At 48.4% G+C, this 17,449-nt stretch carries 20 protein-coding genes and 1 rRNA gene; 12 read left to right on the forward strand and 9 right to left on the reverse strand.

What is annotated here, in order from left to right:
- Window positions 1-120: 120 nt before the first annotated feature.
- The 3 genes from pepQ to SD53_RS08300 are packed head-to-tail and all read left to right on the forward strand — an operon-like array spanning window position 121 to window position 3,541.
- Entirely contained in the window at window positions 121-1,443 is a 1,323-nt protein-coding gene (gene pepQ, locus SD53_RS08290; RefSeq protein ID WP_046519767.1) for a Xaa-Pro dipeptidase, read from the forward strand.
- Window positions 1,444-1,451: 8 nt separating this feature from the next.
- Window positions 1,452-2,090 (forward strand): IMPACT family protein, encoded by a 639-nt coding sequence (locus SD53_RS08295; protein WP_046519768.1) that lies wholly within the window; start codon window positions 1,452-1,454, stop codon window positions 2,088-2,090.
- Window positions 2,090-3,541 carry a TrkH family potassium uptake protein gene (locus SD53_RS08300; RefSeq protein ID WP_046519769.1) on the forward strand — a complete coding sequence of 484 codons (1,452 nt, stop codon included), beginning with the start codon at window positions 2,090-2,092 and terminating at the stop codon, window positions 3,539-3,541. Before SD53_RS08295 ends, SD53_RS08300 begins: the two co-directional genes overlap by 1 nt.
- Window positions 3,542-3,746: 205 nt before the next feature.
- On the opposite strand, the gene trkA is transcribed toward SD53_RS08300, so the two are convergent.
- From trkA to def, 4 genes are read right to left on the reverse strand one after another with little or no spacing between them, the layout of a single operon-like run.
- Entirely contained in the window at window positions 3,747-5,123 is a 1,377-nt protein-coding gene (gene trkA / locus SD53_RS08305; RefSeq protein ID WP_046519770.1) for a Trk system potassium transporter TrkA, read from the reverse strand.
- A gap of 12 nt (window positions 5,124-5,135) precedes the next feature.
- Entirely contained in the window at window positions 5,136-6,434 is a 1,299-nt protein-coding gene (gene rsmB, locus SD53_RS08310) for a 16S rRNA (cytosine(967)-C(5))-methyltransferase RsmB (RefSeq protein WP_046519771.1), read from the reverse strand.
- On the reverse strand, window positions 6,434-7,393 hold the full coding sequence (gene fmt / locus SD53_RS08315) for a methionyl-tRNA formyltransferase (RefSeq protein WP_046519772.1): 960 nt from the start codon (window positions 7,391-7,393) through the stop codon (window positions 6,434-6,436). Before fmt ends, rsmB begins: the two co-directional genes overlap by 1 nt.
- A 16-nt stretch (window positions 7,394-7,409) precedes the next feature.
- Window positions 7,410-7,916 carry a peptide deformylase gene (gene def / locus SD53_RS08320; protein WP_046519773.1) on the reverse strand — a complete coding sequence of 169 codons (507 nt, stop codon included), beginning with the start codon at window positions 7,914-7,916 and terminating at the stop codon, window positions 7,410-7,412.
- 121 nt (window positions 7,917-8,037) lie between these two features.
- On the opposite strand from def, the gene SD53_RS08325 reads away from it, so the two are divergent.
- The 4 genes from SD53_RS08325 (at window position 8,038) to SD53_RS08340 (ending at window position 11,407) form a co-directional block, all read left to right on the forward strand.
- Entirely contained in the window at window positions 8,038-9,195 is a 1,158-nt protein-coding gene (locus SD53_RS08325; protein WP_046519774.1) for a LysM peptidoglycan-binding domain-containing protein, read from the forward strand.
- A 15-nt stretch (window positions 9,196-9,210) separates the two neighbouring features.
- Window positions 9,211-10,302 (forward strand): DNA-processing protein DprA, encoded by a 1,092-nt coding sequence (gene dprA / locus SD53_RS08330; protein WP_046519775.1) that lies wholly within the window; start codon window positions 9,211-9,213, stop codon window positions 10,300-10,302.
- Window positions 10,303-10,304: 2 nt separating this feature from the next.
- On the forward strand, window positions 10,305-10,778 hold the full coding sequence (locus tag SD53_RS08335) for a DUF494 family protein (RefSeq protein WP_046519776.1): 474 nt from the start codon (window positions 10,305-10,307) through the stop codon (window positions 10,776-10,778).
- An 83-nt stretch (window positions 10,779-10,861) separates the two neighbouring features.
- Window positions 10,862-11,407, forward strand: a complete 546-nt coding sequence (locus SD53_RS08340; RefSeq protein ID WP_046519777.1) for a DNA topoisomerase family protein — start codon at window positions 10,862-10,864, stop codon at window positions 11,405-11,407.
- A gap of 36 nt (window positions 11,408-11,443) precedes the next feature.
- Here the strand turns inward: SD53_RS08340 and SD53_RS08345 are convergent, their stop codons facing one another.
- On the reverse strand, window positions 11,444-12,595 hold the full coding sequence (locus tag SD53_RS08345) for a 5-(carboxyamino)imidazole ribonucleotide synthase (protein ID WP_046519778.1): 1,152 nt from the start codon (window positions 12,593-12,595) through the stop codon (window positions 11,444-11,446).
- 3 nt (window positions 12,596-12,598) lie between these two features.
- Window positions 12,599-13,084, reverse strand: coding sequence for a 5-(carboxyamino)imidazole ribonucleotide mutase (purE, locus tag SD53_RS08350; protein ID WP_046519779.1), 486 nt, complete (start codon window positions 13,082-13,084; stop codon window positions 12,599-12,601).
- A 145-nt stretch (window positions 13,085-13,229) separates the two neighbouring features.
- On the opposite strand from purE, the gene tsaC reads away from it, so the two are divergent.
- Both tsaC and hemF read left to right on the forward strand, forming a co-directional pair.
- Window positions 13,230-13,814 (forward strand): L-threonylcarbamoyladenylate synthase type 1 TsaC, encoded by a 585-nt coding sequence (gene tsaC / locus SD53_RS08355; protein ID WP_046519780.1) that lies wholly within the window; start codon window positions 13,230-13,232, stop codon window positions 13,812-13,814.
- A gap of 26 nt (window positions 13,815-13,840) precedes the next feature.
- Complete coding sequence (hemF, locus tag SD53_RS08360) at window positions 13,841-14,761, forward strand: oxygen-dependent coproporphyrinogen oxidase (RefSeq protein ID WP_046519781.1); 921 nt, start codon at window positions 13,841-13,843, stop codon at window positions 14,759-14,761.
- Between the two features lie 16 nt (window positions 14,762-14,777).
- On the opposite strand, the gene SD53_RS08365 is transcribed toward hemF, so the two are convergent.
- Window positions 14,778-15,218: a group II truncated hemoglobin gene (locus SD53_RS08365; protein WP_046519782.1), complete on the reverse strand. Its 441-nt coding sequence runs from the start codon at window positions 15,216-15,218 to the stop codon at window positions 14,778-14,780.
- A gap of 9 nt (window positions 15,219-15,227) precedes the next feature.
- Here SD53_RS08365 and aroE point away from each other — a divergent pair, with 9 nt between their 5' ends.
- Together aroE and SD53_RS08375 are read left to right on the forward strand one after the other, a co-directional pair.
- A complete protein-coding gene (gene aroE, locus SD53_RS08370) occupies window positions 15,228-16,043 on the forward strand; it encodes a shikimate dehydrogenase (RefSeq protein WP_082101825.1) in 816 nt (271 codons plus the stop codon).
- Window positions 16,040-16,288 carry a hypothetical protein gene (locus SD53_RS08375; RefSeq protein ID WP_046519783.1) on the forward strand — a complete coding sequence of 83 codons (249 nt, stop codon included), beginning with the start codon at window positions 16,040-16,042 and terminating at the stop codon, window positions 16,286-16,288. Before aroE ends, SD53_RS08375 begins: the two co-directional genes overlap by 4 nt.
- Here SD53_RS08375 and SD53_RS08380 read toward each other — a convergent pair.
- Complete coding sequence (locus SD53_RS08380; protein ID WP_046519788.1) at window positions 16,280-16,819, reverse strand: gamma carbonic anhydrase family protein; 540 nt, start codon at window positions 16,817-16,819, stop codon at window positions 16,280-16,282. The genes SD53_RS08375 and SD53_RS08380 overlap by 9 nt on opposite strands.
- 121 nt (window positions 16,820-16,940) lie before the next feature.
- Entirely contained in the window at window positions 16,941-17,150 is a 210-nt protein-coding gene (locus SD53_RS18600) for a hypothetical protein (protein ID WP_131647776.1), read from the reverse strand.
- 223 nt (window positions 17,151-17,373) lie between these two features.
- On the opposite strand from SD53_RS18600, the gene SD53_RS08385 reads away from it, so the two are divergent.
- A 16S ribosomal RNA gene (locus tag SD53_RS08385) occupies window positions 17,374-17,449 on the forward strand; the annotation flags it as partial.

A 17,449-nucleotide genomic window follows, 5' to 3' on the forward strand; every position in this document is an offset into this window, starting at 1 on the left:
ATAACTTTGTTAAGGTTGGATAACCTGGTTAAATTTAACGGGGGCTATCACAGTTAATCCAGCGTGGTACACTTGGCCTGTACTGATTATTTTTATTGATAAATAACGGAATTTGAATTTATGCGTCCAGCTTACCAAGAACTTTACGCCGCTCATTTGTTTACGCTACAGCAACGTACCAAAGCTGTGTTAGCCCGTGAGAATCTGGACGCCCTGGTGATCCATTCAGGTCAGGCGAAACGTCAGTTTCTCGACGATATGGATTATCCTTTTAAAGTCAATCCGCTGTTTAAAGCCTGGATCCCCGTAGTAGACAACCCGAACTGTTGGCTGATCGTCGATGGCGTGAATAAACCTAAACTGGCGTTTTATCTGCCGAAAGACTTCTGGCACAAAGTGCCGGACGCGCCGGATTCGTTTTGGTCTGGTTTTTTTGATATTCAGATCCTGGAAAAGGCTAATCAGGTTGAACGTATTTTGCCTTACGACAAAGGCCGTATGGCTTATCTGGGCGAACATCTTGAAGTCGCGACCGCTTTAGGTTTTAGCGAAATTAATCCTGAGGGCGTGATCAGCTATCTGCATTACCACCGCGCTTACAAAACTGACTATGAGCTGGCTTGTATGCGTCAGGCGAACAGCATCGCAGTGGCAGGCCATAATGCTGCTAAAGCCAGCTTTATGGCTGGCGGCTCAGAATTTGATATTCAACTGGCCTATTTAGCCGCTGTAGGACAAAGCGAGAACGAAGTGCCTTACGGCAATATCATAGCGCTGAACCAAAACGCGGCCATTTTGCATTACACTGCCCTGGAGCGGAAAAAACCAAACCAGTTTCATTCATTTTTAATTGATGCTGGTGCCAGTTTTCATGGCTATGCCGCTGATATTACCCGCACGTATAGCTTTTTAGACGATGAATTTGCGGCTTTGATCAACGCCATGACTGATGTGGAACTGAAGCTGGTAGATGGCTTAAAGCCCGGCATCAAATACCCGGATTTACATATCGAAGCGCATCAGCATATAGCGAAAATTCTGGCTGATTTTAACTTTGTGCAAATGTCTGCTGAAGGCATTGTCGACTCTGGTATCAGTCGTACCTTCTTCCCTCATGGTTTAGGCCATCACCTGGGTTTACAGGTGCATGATGTCGGCGGTTTTATGGCGGATGAACGCGGCACCCATGTCGCTGCACCTGCCGATCATCCGTTCCTGCGCACCACTCGTCTGGTCGAAGCCTCTATGGTCTTTACCATAGAACCTGGTTTGTATTTTATTGACTCGTTATTGGCAGATTTAAAAGATACAGCCCATGGCAAAGCAGTGAACTGGGATAAAGTGGCACAGTTCCGTAAGTATGGTGGTATCCGTATTGAAGATAACGTCATAGTACACAAAGACCGCAACGAAAATATGACCCGTGATTTAAAACTTGCCTAGGTCATTTCATGTCAGGTGACTGGGTATTGGCTAAAACGGCTTCGTTTGAGCAGGAAATCAAACGCAGCCGTTTTTTATGTACTTTATGGCCGATCCAAAGTCTGGCAGAAGGCCAGCAGATTATTCGCCAGCAAAAACAGCAACATCCACAAGCGGCTCATGTCTGTAGTGCTATGCTGTTGCCAGCAGGTGCAACCGGGCAGCCACAAGCCTTCAGTGATGACGGCGAACCTTCGGGGACGGCAGGCAAACCTATGCTGGCGGTGTTGCAAGGTTCTGGTATGGTGGGGCTTTGTGCTACTGTGGTGCGTTATTATGGCGGTATTCAGCTCGGCACAGGTGGATTAGTTCGAGCTTATAGCGAGGCGGTGCGCCAAGCGTTGACGCTGGCAGAGCGCGAATTTATACCAGTGCGGCTGCACGCCAGTCTGACATTGCCTTATGCTGTGTTTGAAGCCATGCAGCGTGTCTGGCAACATCGCTGGCTGATCGATCAGCAAGAGTTTGAGCAGCAAGTGCACTTAACGGTGCGTATTGCGCAAAGTGACCAACAGGAATTTGAACAGCAGTTTATGCAGACCATGATCAGACTGAAAGAACCACAAGCCACCTTGGTGTGGCATCACTCGTCAGAGCAGGATTCCTGATGCAATACCGTTCCATTATCCGGATTTTAGGTCTGCTGATTGCTATCTTCAGTATCACCATGTTACCTCCGGCTTTTATCGCTTACTGGTATCAGGACGGCGCTGGTGTGCCTTTTATCCTGTCTTTTTTCCTGTCGTTATTGATAGGTTTTGTCGTCTGGTATCCAAATCGGCATGAAAAGTCTGAACTGAAAGTGCGGGAAGGCTTTTTAATAGTGGTGTTGTTCTGGACTGTATTAGGTGCGGTAGGGGCTTTGCCATTCTGGCTGGCAGAACAACCCGATATGAATCTGGCGGCCAGTATGTTTGAGTCTTTTTCAGGCCTCACTACGACTGGGGCTACTGTTTTGACCGGATTAGAAAGTTTACCCAAGGCCATTTTGTATTACCGTCAGCAAATGCAGTGGTTTGGCGGTATGGGGATCATCGTATTAGCTGTGGCTATTCTGCCGATGTTAGGGGTAGGGGGTATGCAGTTGTACAGGGCAGAAACACCAGGCCCGGTCAAAGACAATAAAATGACGCCCCGTATTGCCGATACCGCTAAGCATCTGTGGTTTATTTATTTGGGCATCACCATCGCCTGTGCTCTGGCTTTTTATGTCGCAGGTATGAATGCCTTTGATGCGATTTGCCATGCGTTTTCTACTGTAGCTATAGGTGGTTTTTCGACCTATGATGCCAGTATTGGTTATTTTAACAGCGTCAGTATTAATATGATTTGTGCGCTGTTTTTGCTGATCAGCTCCATCAATTTCCCGCTGCATTTTGCCGCTATCCGTGGCAAGAATATTAAAACCTATTGGCGCGACCCTGAACTTAAAGCTTTTATCACCATTCAACTGGCTTTGATGCTGCTGTGCTTTTTGGTGCTTCTGGAAGAGCAAATTTATCCGGATTGGTTCAGTGCGCTTAATCACGGCGTATTTCAGGCTGTGTCTATGTCTACTACTGCAGGTTTTTCTACGGCAAGTTTCTCCAGTTGGCCGTTGTTTTTACCTATTTTGCTGATTTTCGCCAGTTTTATTGGTGGCTGCGCGGGTTCAACCGCAGGTGGTTTAAAAGTAGTGCGGGTATTGCTGTTATTTTTACAGGGCAAAAGGGAGTTAAACCGCTTAGTACATCCACGGGCTGTGTATTCGATCAAATTGGGGCGTCGGCCAGTACCAGATCGGATCGTTGAAGCGGTGTGGGGCTTTTTTGCTGCTTACGCTTTTGTGTTTGTCGTTATTATGTTGTCCTTGCTGTTGGTCGGCATGGATAATATCAGCGCCTTCACCGCTACAGCCGCCACGTTAAATAACCTGGGTCCGGGCTTAGGTGAAGTGGCCGCCAACTTTGCCTCAGTGCCTGATGCCGGTAAGTGGATTTTGGTGGTGGCGATGATCTTTGGGCGCCTGGAGATATTCACTTTGCTGGTACTTTTTACCGCAGCCTTTTGGAAGGACTAATTCTGCCGTTGTCCTTGCGGCTACAGCGGTGTTGACTGTACTCAATAGCTCCAGTCGCATAGACAACTATGCTCCGGGAGACTCTTTCGTTTGTCGCCTTGCTGTAACCACAATGCCTTAGGCAGAACCTTTGCCAACCAATGTTTTTGGTTTCAATTTGGAATCTGAGAAGGGCGCGGATAAACCGCGCTCTGCGGTGAGCGCATCAAATAAATATCGCGCTAACCTGGAATAAACGTTCCACTTCAGTGATGTACTTTTTATCCACCAAAAATAAAATCACATGGTCGTCGGTTTCTATCACTACATTATCGTGAGCTATTAATACTTCTTCTCCACGCACTATGGCGCCTATGGTTGCACCTGGCGGTAGTTTAATTTGGCCTATGGCCTGACCCACCACTTTGGAGGTGGATTTATCGCCGTGCGCCACTGCCTCTATGGCTTCAGCAGCACCCCGGCGCAGTGAGTACACATTCACTATGTCACCACGGCGGATATGGGTCAGCAAGGCTGAAATAGTGGCTTGTTGTGGTGATACCGCTATATCGACTTCACCACCTTGCAGCAAATCGACATAAGCGCCGCGTTTAATCAGCACCATGGTTTTTTGTGCGCCCATCCGCTTGGCCAGCATAGCTGACATAATATTGGCTTCATCGTCATTGGTGACGGCTAAAAACACATCCACCTGCTCGATATTTTCTTCTTCCAACAGCTCTGGGTCTGACGCATCACCGACATACACCACTGTATTGTCCAAAGCACTCGACAAGTACTCAGCGCGTTCTTTACTGCGCTCTATCAGCTTGACGCTATGGTTTTTCTCTAAAGCACGAGCTAAACCATAACCAACGTTACCACCACCGGCGATCATAATGCGGTGATAGCTTTTCTCCAGTTTTTGCAGCTCGCTCATCACAGCGCGGATATGTTTAGTAGCAGCGACAAAAAATACTTCATCGTCTGCTTCTATCACTGTGGTGCCTAAAGGTTTAATGGCATGGCCACGACGATAAATAGCCGCTACACGGGCATCTACATGCGGCATATGCTGTTTTAACGTCGATAGCGCATGGCCAACCAGTAATCCCCCGTAATAGGCTTTGACTGCGACTAAACTGACCTGACCTTCCGCAAATTCCACCACCTGCAAAGCTCCAGGGTAGTCGATTAAACGTTTGATATAGTCTGTGACCAGAGTCTCTGGCGAGATAAAGTGATCGACCGGCATATCGTCTTTATTAAACAACTGGTCGCGATATTTCAGATATTGATTGGTACGAATGCGGGCAATTTTCAGCGGCGTATTAAAAATACTGTAAGCCACCTGACAAGCAACAATATTCACTTCATCGCTGCTGGTCACCGCAATAATCATATCGGCATCTTCTGCGCCAGCGCGTTTTAATATATCCGGGTGTGCACTATGGCCATGCACCACCTGCAAATCGTATCTGTCCTGTAGGGCACGCAGCTTTTCGATGTTGGTGTCGACGACAGTTATGTCGTTTTGTTCACCGACCAAATTTTCCGCTAAAGTGCCACCGACCTGACCTGCACCCAGAATAATAATTTTCATAAAGCCTCTGCGTTAGCGCTTAGTCTTGCGAAGTTTGGCATAAAAGAAACCGTCCATCTGCTGCTGTCCCGGCAAAATTTGCCAGTGTAACTGCGAATGACTGGCGGCCAGCGGGATTAATTTTGCATCCGGATGCTCTGCTAAAAAGGCCTGAATTTGTTGTAAGTTTTCTTCCGGTAATACGGAGCAGGTGGCATACAACAATTCAGCATCAGGTTTTAATAAAGGCCAGATTTTACGCAGAATTTGTTGCTGCAACTCGACTAAGGGCGCTATATCAGTTTTTTTCCGCAGCCAACGAATATCGGGGTGACGGCGGATCACACCAGTGGCCGAGCAGGGTACGTCCAGCAGGATGCGGTCGAAGGTCTGAAAACCGGCCCAGTCATCCGGGTCGGCCGCATCCGCCGCCATCACCCGGGCATCTAAACCTAAACGGTCCAGATTGTCGTAGACCCTGTCCAAACGGCGTGGATCTTTATCCAGCGCTAATACATCGGCTTCTGGCGCTAATTCCAGAATGTGGCAGGTTTTGCCGCCCGGAGCACAGCAGGCATCCAACACCGAATCCTTGTTGCGAGCGCCAAGGAAATAAGCCGCATGCTGAGCTGCTCCGTCCTGCACTGAAAACCAACCCTCTGCATAACCCGGCAATAAAGTCACGTCAGAAGCTTGTTCCAGCAGCAGAGCACAAGGCAAATAATCAAAAGGTTGACTGGCAGCTATGCCTTGTTCCGCCAACGCTGCCAGATAAGCTTCAGGTGTAGTTCGTAACTGATTGACTCGTAGCCACAACGGCGCTTTTTGCTGATTTTCAGCCAAAATCTGTTGCCACTGCTCCGGATAAGCCTGTTGCAACTGCTGAATGATCCAGCCCGGATGATTGTATTGCACTGCTAGAGGGGCTTGGCTGAAGTCAAAGACTTCAGGCTGGCGCTGCACTGAACGTAATATGGCGTTAATTAAGCCAGTCAGGCTCTGGCCTTTTAAGGCACGGGCTGCTTCTACCGTTTCGCCTATAGCGGCATGATCAGGTACCCGCAGGAATTTCAGCTGATACAAACCAACATAAATTAAGAACTGCAGCGGGCGCAGATGTTTCACCAAGGGTTTATCCATCAGCTTTTGGCAGACAGTTTCCAGTTGCGGCAAATAGCGCATCACACCAAAACAGATTTCCTGCAGCAGGGCTTTATCTAAAGGCGAGTCCAGCTCTTGCTGTGCTTTTTGCAGAACTTCAGATAAAGACTTGCCCTGATCCACCACCTGATAACAGGCTGTTGCCGCTAAGGCGCGTAAGTTTTTACTCATCAGCTCTGCCCATCAGCAGGGCTCAACATCTGGCCCGGCTGAAACCAATCGGCGCGGCCATTGAGGAAATCCACCACTTTCATGGCTTTTTTGCCGGCAGGTTGTAATTCGGTGATCACCAACACGCCATCAGAGGTTTGAATGGCGATGCCTTTTTTATCCACCCGCAGTACCTGACCCGGCTGGCCTGAGCCCAGCTCTGTTACAGCGCGCCAGATTTTTAATTGCTGAGTGCCCAGTTGCAGATAACTGACAGGCCAGGGATTAAAAGCGCGGATTTCACGCTCAAGCGCTATGGCTGGCTTGGTAAAATCGAGCAGGGCTTCTTCTTTCGATAGCTTTTCAGCGTAGTTGGCCAGTTCATCCTGTTGCGGCTGAGCCTGGGCCTGCAGGGTTTCCAGATTGGCTAATGCATCAACCAAAGCAACAGGGCCTGTTACCGCCAGTTTGTCGTACAGGCTGGTGCTGGTTTCATCTGCCGCTATAGGGGTGCTGACTTTGCTTAGCATAGCGCCTGTATCCAGGCCTATATCCATCTGCATAATAGTGACACCGGATTCGGCATCGCCTGCCCAAATGGCGCGCTGAATAGGCGCAGCACCACGCCAGCGGGGTAGCAACGAGCCGTGTACGTTAATACAACCTAAACGCGGCGCATCCAGCACAGCCTGAGGCAAAATCAAACCATAAGCCACCACCACCATCAGATCGGCATTGAAGGCAGCTAACTCTTGTTGAGCTGCGGCTTTTTTTAACGATTTCGGCTGATACACCGGAATATCATGTTGCAGCGCCAGTTGTTTCACCGGGCTTTGTTGCAACTGCTGACCACGGCCTGCGGGTCTGTCGGGTTGAGTGTAGACAGCTATCACCTGATGAGGAGAATCCAGCAGGGCGGCGAGATGGCGGGCAGCAAAATCTGGTGTGCCCGCAAAAATAATACGTAAAGGAGTGGTCAAAATAATTCCTGCCTGGTTAACGGGCTGCGAGACGAGCTTCTTTTTCCAGCTTTTTCTTGATACGGTCACGTTTGAGTGGCGACAAGTAGTCGATAAACAGCTTGCCGACTAAATGATCCAACTCGTGCTGTAAACAGATGGCCAGCAAACCTTCCGCCTGCAGTTCAAACCACTCACCTTTTTCATTTTGTGCTTTGACTGTCACTGCGGCGGCGCGCTCTACTTTGGCGTAGCTTTGCGGCACAGACAAACAGCCTTCTTCGTACTCAGTGTCACCACTTTTGGCAATGATTTCCGGGTTGATAAATACCATCGGCTCGTTGCGGTTTTCAGAGATATCGATCACGACAACCCGTTTGTGCACATTGACCTGAGTCGCCGCCAAACCTATGCCATTTTCGTCATACATGGTGTCCAGCATGTCTTTTACGAGTTGTTTAATTTCAGCCGTTACTTCAGGCACTACTTGAGCTACTGTGCGTAAACGGTCGTCTGGATAATGTAAAACTGTTAATACTGTCATGGGACCTACAAAAATCGTCTATGTTCAATGGGCTGTGCTATGGTCTAATTTTAGCCATTTATGCTCAGTATGAATAGCTTCGTATGCAAGAATTACGATAAGTACAGACGGGGATGAGGTTATGCGACAGCGGCTTCTTGCTATTTTGATCAGCTTTACTGTGTTTTTCAGTGCTCTGCTGCTGGCTGATGAGCTGAAACTCAAAGCCGACGCCCCCACCTTATATCTGGTCAAATCCGGCGATACTTTATGGGATATCGCTGGTTTGTATTTGCAACATCCCTGGTTGTGGCCGCGGTTGTGGAAGTTAAACCCACAGGTCAGTAATCCCCACCTGATTTATCCCGGAGATGAGTTACACCTGCAGTTTGATGCCGATGGTCAGCCCATACTGAGCTTAACCAGTCAGCGAGTGGCAGCTAGTCGGTCGGATACAAGTCAGGTGCAACACCAGGCCCCAGTTTCAACTGCGATCAAATTAACCCCCCAGGTGCGTCGGATAGCCAAAGCCGATAAAGCTATACCAGCAGTAGCGCTTGCTGCGATTGAACCTTTTTTGTCGGAGGAGCAACTGATTTCCGAAGAAGAATTGGCAAGCCTGCCTTATGTGCTGGGGGGTAAGGATAATGTAAAAAATGCAGTATCCGGTCACCTGTTGTATGTGCAGGGCGAATTGGAGCCAACGCAGCGTTACGGCATCTATCGTCAGGGTGAAGTGTACGAAGACCCACAAAGTGGTGATGTGCTGGGGTATGAAGCAGTGTTACTGGCAGAGGCTAAAGTGTTGCCGTCTGCTCTGGTCGACGAGCAGCAGATCAGTCGGATTGAAGTACAAAAATCCAGACGCGAGGTAAAACAGGGGGACCGGTTAATAGCTTTGCCGTCTCAGTCTGTCTATCCGGATTTTTTTCAGCTACGCTCGCCAGAATCTGTGGTGTCAGGGGTGATAGTGGATAGTGCATCCGAATGGCGCGAGTTTGCCAAAGGCGAGATAGTGCTGCTGAACCAAGGGCAAAATGCCCGGCTACAACCTGGTCATTTGTTGGGTATTTTCCGCCCATCGCCTTCGGTATTGAATTTTGGCGATACCCCCTCGTATCCGGAAGATAGCGATAAACTCCAGCGTATTTTGCATGAAGTGGCAGGTTCTGCCGATAAAATGCCGATCGAATTAGTAGGGCAGTTGATGATAGTTAAAGTGAGTGAACACAGCAGTTTTGCGATGATTTTACGCTCAGAACAACCGGTACGGGTCGGAGATTTGATAGGTAACCTTTAAACTCAGGAGAGGAGCATGGATGACCTCGAGCATTGGATACGTTTAGCTGCTATTCCGTCCATAGACAGGTTAAAGCATCAGCAGTGGGCCGAGCTGGTCTCGGTCGCTGATTTTCAGCAACTGGATGATCATCAATTACAGCAACTGGGTTTTACTGCGGGCCAAATCCAATGCCACAGGGCTGTGACTGCACAACGTATCGAACATTGTCTCGAGTGGCTGCACAGCAGTCCTGAACATCATTTTATCCGTTACACAGACCCGCTGTATCCTGAATTACTCAGCCAGATCAAACAGCCGCCTTTTGCTTTATTTATCAAAGGTAATCCGGCTTTGTTAAACGAAGCGCAAATCGCCATAGTAGGCAGTCGTCAGCCTACCGCCACAGGCAAACAAGTGGCTTTTAACTTTGCCGCCGATTTATGCCGATTAGGTTTAACTGTCACCAGCGGTATGGCCAAAGGTATAGATGGTTGTAGCCATAGAGGGGCTTTGTCAGTCAAGGGCAATACCATAGCAGTGCTTGGCCATGGCTTTGATACTGTATATCCGGCTCAGCACAAAGAGCTGGCAATGGAAATTGCCAACAGCGGGGCTTTGGTCTCTGAGTTTCTGCCTGATGTGCCGCCGAAAGCGGATCATTTCCCGTTGCGTAACCGTATTGTCGTAGGCTTGAGCTTAGGAACTTTGGTGGTTGAGGCAGCACTTAAAAGTGGTTCATTAATCAGTGCCGGTTATGCCGCTGAGTACAGCCGGGAACTCTTTGTGATCCCCGGTTCTATCTACAATCCTCAGGCGGCTGGCTGCCATCAGCTCATTCAGCAAGGTGCTAAATTAACCACTTGTGTGGCCGATATCATAGAAGAGTGGAGCTTTTTGCAAAACAACGGTCTAAGTCCTATAAAGGACAAAGAAAAAAATTTACAAACAGGCTTGTTTGACGACGGCTTGTTGGCTAACGTAGGTGATGAGGCCACTGCGATTGATCTAATAGCAGAGCGTAGTGGTTTATCTGTAGCGCAAGTCTCAATTGAATTACTTCAACTGGAATTGGCCGGTGAAGTGGCAGCAGTACCTGGTGGTTACATCAGAGTGAGGAGGGCCTGACTATGTTTGATATCCTCATATATTTGTTTGAAAACTACATCCACAACGAGTCAGAAATTTATGTAAATCATGCCGATCTGCAGCGCGAGCTCAGCAAGGCTGGTTTCCATGATGATGATATTTTTAAGGCCCTGCGCTGGCTGGATTCGTTATCTGCCTTGCAGGAAAGTCATGTTAAGCCCTATTTAACCAAAGTGAATTCGACCGCAGTGCGTATTTATACTGTGGAAGAGCAACGCAAGCTGGAGACTGAGTGTCAGGGTTTCCTGCTGTTTCTGGAACAAATCAACGTGCTGGATGCGCCCACTCGCGAGATGGTATTGGACAGAGTGATGGACCTGGATCAGAGTTCTGTCAGTCTGGACGATTTAAAATGGGTGGTGTTGATGGTGCTGTTTAACGTGCCTGGTCGTGAAAATGCGTACGCCCAGATGGAAGACCTTATTTTTGACGAACCTACAGGGCCGCTGCATTAAGCGGCCTTTTTCGTTGTAAGCCTTGCTGCAACTCCTATTGCTTTGGGTATATAATCTGGCCAGTTTTCTTCTATGGCCTTTGTATGTCCCAGTCTGACGATACACTTTTTCAACACGAAAAAACCGCAGAGCCTTGTCCTCTGTGCGGCCATGCGTTGCAGATTAAAACTGGCAAAAACGGGCCTTTTTTAGGCTGCAGTAACTATCCGGCCTGTAATTACCTGAAAGCGCTGCATCCCCATGAAAATACAGTGGTAAAAGTATTAGAGGAACAACTTTGTCCTGAATGTGGAAACGAGCTGGCGGTGAAAAATGGCCGCTACGGTATGTTTATCGGCTGTAGCCATTACCCCCATTGTCATTTTGTGGTGCATGCCGACGAACCTGAACCCAGTGATCTGCCATGTCCTGAATGCAAAAAAGGTCAGTTAATTGAGCGGACCAGTAAATACGGCAAAACCTTTTATGGCTGTAGCAGATATCCGGATTGCAAATACTTGTTGAATTTTAAGCCGGTTGAAGGACAATGCCAGTTCTGCAATTATCCGCTGTTAATGGAAAAAGCTTCGGCTTCTGGTGTGAAATTACTCTGCGCCAGTAAGAAATGTCAGAAAGTACAGGGTAGTTAATGCTGACAAAGACACGTCTTTGCCAGCATTAGGGTGTTATTGCAGTTGCTTCAACCGTGCCGCTACTACATCCAGTTCAGGGAACTCCTGCTCTGGTAAGTGTTGACGTAACTGATCAAAACGTTGCGCCAGTTCGCTGGTGCTGCTGGCACTTAAATTGATATGACCCATTTTGCGGCCTGGTCTTTTGCCTTTGCCATACCAGTGCAAATGGCAGCTTGGCAAACTTAATACCGCCGGGCTGACATGATCTTCACCCAGAATATTCACCATCAAGGTTGGACGCACTAAAGCCGTGCTGCCCAGTGGCAAACCACAAACAGCCCGTAAATGGTTTTCAAACTGACAGGTGTCAGCACCTTGTTGAGTCCAATGCCCTGAGTTATGCACCCGTGGCGCTATCTCGTTCACCAGCAGCTTATCGCCCACCTGAAAAAACTCTAACGCTAACACCCCGACGTAATCCAAAGCGCTAGCTACAGCTTCAAACATCTGCTTGGCTTGTTGCTGCAATTGCTGTTGGCCCGGTAAAGCAAGAGATACCGCCAGCACACCAGAGACATGATGATTTTCGGTCAGAGGGTAGACCACCATATCGCCAGCCTGATTACGGGCTCCAACTAAACTGACTTCACGGTCAAAACGGACAAACTGCTCAGCCACAATGGCCTGAGGTAAGGTATGATCAGCGCCTGCCATAAACTGCTGGATGTCAGCCCACACTGCTGGCGCATCAGCCTGAGTTTTTAAGCGCCATTGGCCTTTGCCGTCATAACCGGCTAACGCGCTTTTTAGCACCAGTGGTAACCCCAGTTGTTCAATGGCCTGATAAAAATCCTGTTCAGTCACGACAATTTTATAAGCAGCATTGGCTACGCCGGCTTTATCCAGCAGTTGTTTTTCCTGACGGCGATCGCCACCCGCTTTGATCGCTGTGCTGTTTGGTAAAAACTTACCGCTGTGCTGACACAGCTCCTGCACCGGATAAGGGATATGCTCAAACTCAGAGGTGATCACATCCGCATTGGCTATAGCTTGTGCCAAACCTGTGCCCAGTTGCTGCTGAGTAACTGGGTCAACAATAGTGTCGCTGTTCACATCATAAGCAGAGACTTTTAAATTCAGTGGAGTACCTGCCAGACTCATCATACGAGCCAGTTGACCAGCACCTAAAACCAGAACCTTCATCAGTTATTCCTCGGCTGGATTCGGGTGAGCCAATACAGAGTCGGTTTGCTCTTTGCGGAAGGCGTCAATCTTGCTCATCAGCTCTGTATCAGAGGTTGCCAGAATTTGCGCTGCCAACAAGCCAGCATTGGCAGCCCCTGCATCACCAATAGCCAGCGTACCCACAGCAACACCTTTAGGCATTTGCACTATGGATAACAGGGAATCCAGACCTTTTAAAGCTTTTGACTGCACGGGCACACCTAATACCGGCAAGCTGGTAAAAGCTGCGGCCATGCCCGGCAAATGCGCTGCACCGCCAGCACCTGCAATAATGACTTTTAAACCACGGCTTGCGGCATTAGTGGCGTAGTCGGCTAAAAGTTGAGGAGTTCTGTGAGCTGAAACAACAGTAGTTTCATAGGCAATTTGAAAACGATCTAACATATCGGCCGCGTTTTTCATTGTGGGCCAATCAGATTTAGACCCCATGATAATACCTACTTTCATCGTTGTTTCCTTAAAGCTACAAAGAACTGGCATAATAAGGCCGCTATTATATACGCAAAGTCATTGAAGCTGTAGCTTCAGGGAAGACTCTGGCCCTGACCAGAACCATTTTTGACGAAAAACCCCAGATACAGGACTCAGAACAGTGACAGAGATTCCATCTGCCGTAACCGCCCTGCGCCAAGGTCAGGTGATTGCCTATCCAACCGAAGCTGTGTTTGGTGTCGGTTGCGACCCGGATAATCATTTGGCTATTGAAACTTTGTTGCAGGTCAAACAAAGGCCAAAATCCAAGGGTTTAATTTTAATAGCTGCAGACTTTTCCCAATTGATTCCTTATATTGCAGCCGACCAGCTTAGCTTGGAACAAACTCAGTTGATGTTAGACTCATGGCGCAACAGCGCCGGTGTGAGAGATAAAGCCGCTGTGACCTGGGTAGTGCCTGCTTCAGCGCGTTGCAGTGACTGGCTGACGGGGCAGTTTGATAGCATTGCAATTCGGGTTTGTGATCACCCTGTGGTGCAACAGTTATGTCTGGCTTTTGGTAAACCTATTACCTCCACCAGCGCGAATTTATCTGGCCTGGAACCTTGTCGCAGTGCAGCCGAAGTCAGGCAGCAATTGGCAGATAAAGTGGCTATCATAGTCGACGCGCCAACAGGTGGTCGCGCTGTGCCATCAGAAATTCGGGATATCACTACAGGCCATATTTACCGTGCGGGCACATAGCCGTCTGGGAATGAAGAGAGAAACAGATGCAAAACGTCGATAAACATCAGGTCAAAGCGTTTTTAATGGCACTGCAGGACAGCATTTGCGCTGAGCTTGCTGCTGCAGATGGTGTGTCAGTTTTTGTTGAAGAACGCTGGGACAGAGCCGAAGGCGGCGGTGGCCGTAGTCGTGTTTTAACACAGGGGGCTGTGTTTGAGCAGGCGGGCGTGAATTTCTCTCATGTGTTTGGCGATAAGATGCCTGCTTCAGCTACAGCGCACCGGCCAGAACTGGCTGGGCGTAAGTTTGAAGCTATGGGGGTGTCTTTAGTGATCCACCCGCTGAATCCTCATATCCCAACCAGCCACGCCAATGTACGATTTTTTATTGCCGAAAAAGCAGGGGAAGCGCCGGTCTGGTGGTTTGGTGGTGGTTTTGATTTAACACCTTTTTATCCGGTGGAAGCCGATGTAGTGCATTGGCATCAGGTGGCCAAAGACTGTTGTGATCGGTTTGACACCGCTTATTACCCTAAATACAAAACATGGTGCGATGAATATTTCTACTTAAAGCACCGCAACGAAACCCGTGGTGTAGGTGGGTTGTTTTTTGACGATTTAAACGAGCCGGGTTTTGAGCAGAGTTTTGCTTTTATGGCTGCAGTAGGCGAAGCCTTTACTAAGGCTTATCTGCCTATAGTGCAGCGTAATAAACACAAAGCTTATTCGGAGGCGGAGCGCCAGTTCCAGTTGTATCGCCGTGGCCGATATGTCGAGTTTAACCTGGTGTTTGACCGTGGTACTTTGTTTGGCTTGCAAAGCGGTGGTCGCACCGAATCTATTCTGATGTCGATGCCACCTTTAGTGCGCTGGCAATATGGCTATCAGCCGGAGGCAGGTAGTGCAGAGGCCAGATTGTACGAGCGTTATCTGCAACCTCAGGACTGGTTAGGTATTCAGCAATAGGTGCTGGCGTCAGGGATTATCTGTTGATCATATGGCTGGCAAGCTGGCCCAGCGAATGACTTAAACCCTGACGCAACAACTTATCTTCTACCACTTCAGCCAAAGCTTTATCCATACAAAACATCCACTGGTCACGCATCTGCTGATCCACAGCAAAAGGCATATGGCGCATCCGCAAACGTGGATGACCGTATTTCTGTTCAAACAAAGCCGGACCGCCTAACCAGCCGGATAAGAACTCAAAAAACTTTTGTCTTATGTTATCCAGAGGCAGAGGATGGATCGCATAGAGTTCAGCGGCTTCCGGTGCTGTCGACATAATGTCGTAGAATCTGTTGGCCAGACGTCGTGTTGCATCTTCGCCGCCAATCAGCTCGTAAGGCGTGATCGCCGGAGTCGGATGTGGCTTGCTATTTGGCTGGCTTTTATTAAAAATCGCGTCAAACAACTTTTTCATGGTGAACCTGTGGACCGTTACGCTGTATTTGGAAATCCTGTTGGGCACTCAAAATCGCCGCTGATCCATAGCTGGTTTGCCAAACAAACCGCACAAGCTTTGAGTTACGAGGCCATTTTAGCACCGGTCGACGCCTTTGCCGACTGCTGGTTTAGCTTTGTCGCTGCGGGTGGCCGGGGTGGCAATGTCACAGTGCCTTTTAAAGAACAGGCCTATCAGTTAGCTGAACTACTTAGTGAACGTGCTTTGCAGGCAGGCGCTGTAAACACTCTTTATATAGATAAAGCCGGTGTGCTTTGTGGGGATAACACCGATGGTTTAGGTTTGGTAGCCGATTTAACCCGACTGGGCGCCCGGCTACAGAATGCCTCTATATTAATCTTAGGTGCTGGTGGAGCTTGTCGTGGTGTCATAGGGCCTTTATTAGCGGCTGGTGTAACACATATTCATATAGCCAATAGAACTGCAGCCAAAGCGGAAGCAATAGCCGGGCTATTTAACCACAGAGTCACAGCATCAGGTTACGACCGAGTGCCTGTGGAAAAATGGAGCCTGGTGATCAACGCGACTTCCAGCGGACTGGATCAACAAAGACCGCCGCTAGCAGAACAACATCTTAAGCACTGCACCTTGGCCTACGATATGTTGTATGGCAAAGAGCCAACGGCTTTTCTGAGCTGGTGTAAGCAGCAAGGTGTGCCTCAGTGCGCTGATGGTTTAGGTATGTTAGTCAGTCAGGCGGCTGAGAGCTTTGCGATATGGCGAGACGTGAAACCTGATGTGGCTCCGGTACTACAGCAACTGACGGCTATGGTGAAAGCATGAACCAACAACTGATCTTTAATCATGACTTCAGTTTTGATGAAAACACAGATTCTGTCCGCTGTAGTTGTTTAGCGGCAGGCATGCGGTTACACATCTATATAAAGAAGCCACAAGGCTGGGATAACCAAAGCTGGTTGGAACAAATCAAAGAAGACTGCTTTTATTGGGAAGAACAAATAGAAGAAGCGGCCAAAGCAGACCGCTTTAATGAGGATGGTGTGTTGTATCTGGATGGCTCAGCTTAACGGCTCTGCCAGATACTCATCTTTTAATATCACGTAGTTCATAGCAGACTGAGTCAAAAAACTACGCTCTGCTTCATTCAGCGCCCTGGCTTGTTTTACCGGGCTGCCGACATAGAGATAACCAGACTCTAATCTTTTGCCTGGTGGTACCAAACTACCAGCACCAATAATGACATCGTCTTCTACTATAACGTCGTCCATCACTATAGCGCCCATACCGACCAGAATACGATTGCCCAACTGGCAGCCGTGCAACATCACTTTATGTCCGACTGTGACATCGTCTCCTATAACAAGAGGAGAGCCGGCCGGGTTCTTGGTGGTTGGTCGGGATACATGCAGTACAGAACCGTCCTGTACATTAGTACGTTCACCAATACGGATAATGTTCACATCACCCCGTGCTGCGACTAAAGGCCAGATACTGCTATGAAGGCCAATTTCAATATCGCCGACTAAAACAGACGATGGATGCACATAAACTCCTTCAGCAAGCTGTGGAGTTTTACCTTTATATGAAGTTAATGACATAACAATTTCCTCTGCTGCTGCGGAAGTATGCGACAAATGTTGAAAAAAAGCACGGTCCGATTGAATTTCAGGCTGTCGCACTCAAAAGTATAAGTTTTCTTAAAAAGAGTGTTGCACGCTGTCAAAAACTCCCTATAATGCGCGCCATGCCAACGGGGTGGTGCGAAAGCAGCTCTGGTGTGGTTTTGAAATGAAGTGAAAAATGATGCAAAGCATCGCTTGACACGAGATTGAAAATCACTAAAATGGCCGCCTCGCAACGCGGTGGAGCCGAAAGGCTCAAAAGTGAAGCGAAGCAGGTTGAGTGGGTGAGTTTGATAAATAATTTCAAGCCGCTACCTTGACACAAATTCTGGGAAGTGTAAGATACGCCTCCCGCTGAACACGGTTCAGCATGCTCTTTAACAATAAGCAATCAATCATCTGTGTGGGCACTCACGGTTTAGATTCTGCAGCGAGCAATCGCAAAAGAATATATATCAGTGAAGTGACTTACATAGAAATATGTTTTAAGTCAGTGATACTGAGCAGCTACTTTTGTAGCAATTAAACTTTAATTGAAGAGTTTGATCATGGCTCAGATTGAACGCTGGCGGCAGGCCTAACACATGCAAGTCGAGCGGGGTTTTC

The organism is Rheinheimera mesophila (assembly GCF_000986865.1).
Classification (GTDB): Bacteria; Pseudomonadota; Gammaproteobacteria; order Enterobacterales; family Alteromonadaceae; genus Pararheinheimera; species Pararheinheimera mesophila.

Excerpts from the sequence above, each read along its gene's own strand:
- dprA (WP_046519775.1), top strand. The coding sequence starts at position 9,211 with ATGGATGACCTCGAGCATTGGATACGTTTAGCTGCTATTCCGTCCATA.
- def (WP_046519773.1), bottom strand. The coding sequence starts at position 7,916 with ATGACAGTATTAACAGTTTTACATTATCCAGACGACCGTTTACGCACA.
- SD53_RS08340 (WP_046519777.1), top strand. The coding sequence starts at position 10,862 with ATGTCCCAGTCTGACGATACACTTTTTCAACACGAAAAAACCGCAGAG.
- SD53_RS08345 (WP_046519778.1), bottom strand. The coding sequence starts at position 12,595 with ATGAAGGTTCTGGTTTTAGGTGCTGGTCAACTGGCTCGTATGATGAGT.
- SD53_RS08375 (WP_046519783.1), top strand. The coding sequence starts at position 16,040 with ATGAACCAACAACTGATCTTTAATCATGACTTCAGTTTTGATGAAAAC.
- trkA (WP_046519770.1), bottom strand. The coding sequence starts at position 5,123 with ATGAAAATTATTATTCTGGGTGCAGGTCAGGTCGGTGGCACTTTAGCG.
- SD53_RS08325 (WP_046519774.1), top strand. The coding sequence starts at position 8,038 with ATGCGACAGCGGCTTCTTGCTATTTTGATCAGCTTTACTGTGTTTTTC.
- SD53_RS08295 (WP_046519768.1), top strand. The coding sequence starts at position 1,452 with ATGTCAGGTGACTGGGTATTGGCTAAAACGGCTTCGTTTGAGCAGGAA.
- SD53_RS08335 (WP_046519776.1), top strand. The coding sequence starts at position 10,305 with ATGTTTGATATCCTCATATATTTGTTTGAAAACTACATCCACAACGAG.
- purE (WP_046519779.1), bottom strand. The coding sequence starts at position 13,084 with ATGAAAGTAGGTATTATCATGGGGTCTAAATCTGATTGGCCCACAATG.
- SD53_RS08300 (WP_046519769.1), top strand. The coding sequence starts at position 2,090 with ATGCAATACCGTTCCATTATCCGGATTTTAGGTCTGCTGATTGCTATC.
- rsmB (WP_046519771.1), bottom strand. The coding sequence starts at position 6,434 with ATGAGTAAAAACTTACGCGCCTTAGCGGCAACAGCCTGTTATCAGGTG.
- SD53_RS08365 (WP_046519782.1), bottom strand. The coding sequence starts at position 15,218 with ATGAAAAAGTTGTTTGACGCGATTTTTAATAAAAGCCAGCCAAATAGC.
- pepQ (WP_046519767.1), top strand. The coding sequence starts at position 121 with ATGCGTCCAGCTTACCAAGAACTTTACGCCGCTCATTTGTTTACGCTA.
- hemF (WP_046519781.1), top strand. The coding sequence starts at position 13,841 with ATGCAAAACGTCGATAAACATCAGGTCAAAGCGTTTTTAATGGCACTG.
- SD53_RS08380 (WP_046519788.1), bottom strand. The coding sequence starts at position 16,819 with ATGTCATTAACTTCATATAAAGGTAAAACTCCACAGCTTGCTGAAGGA.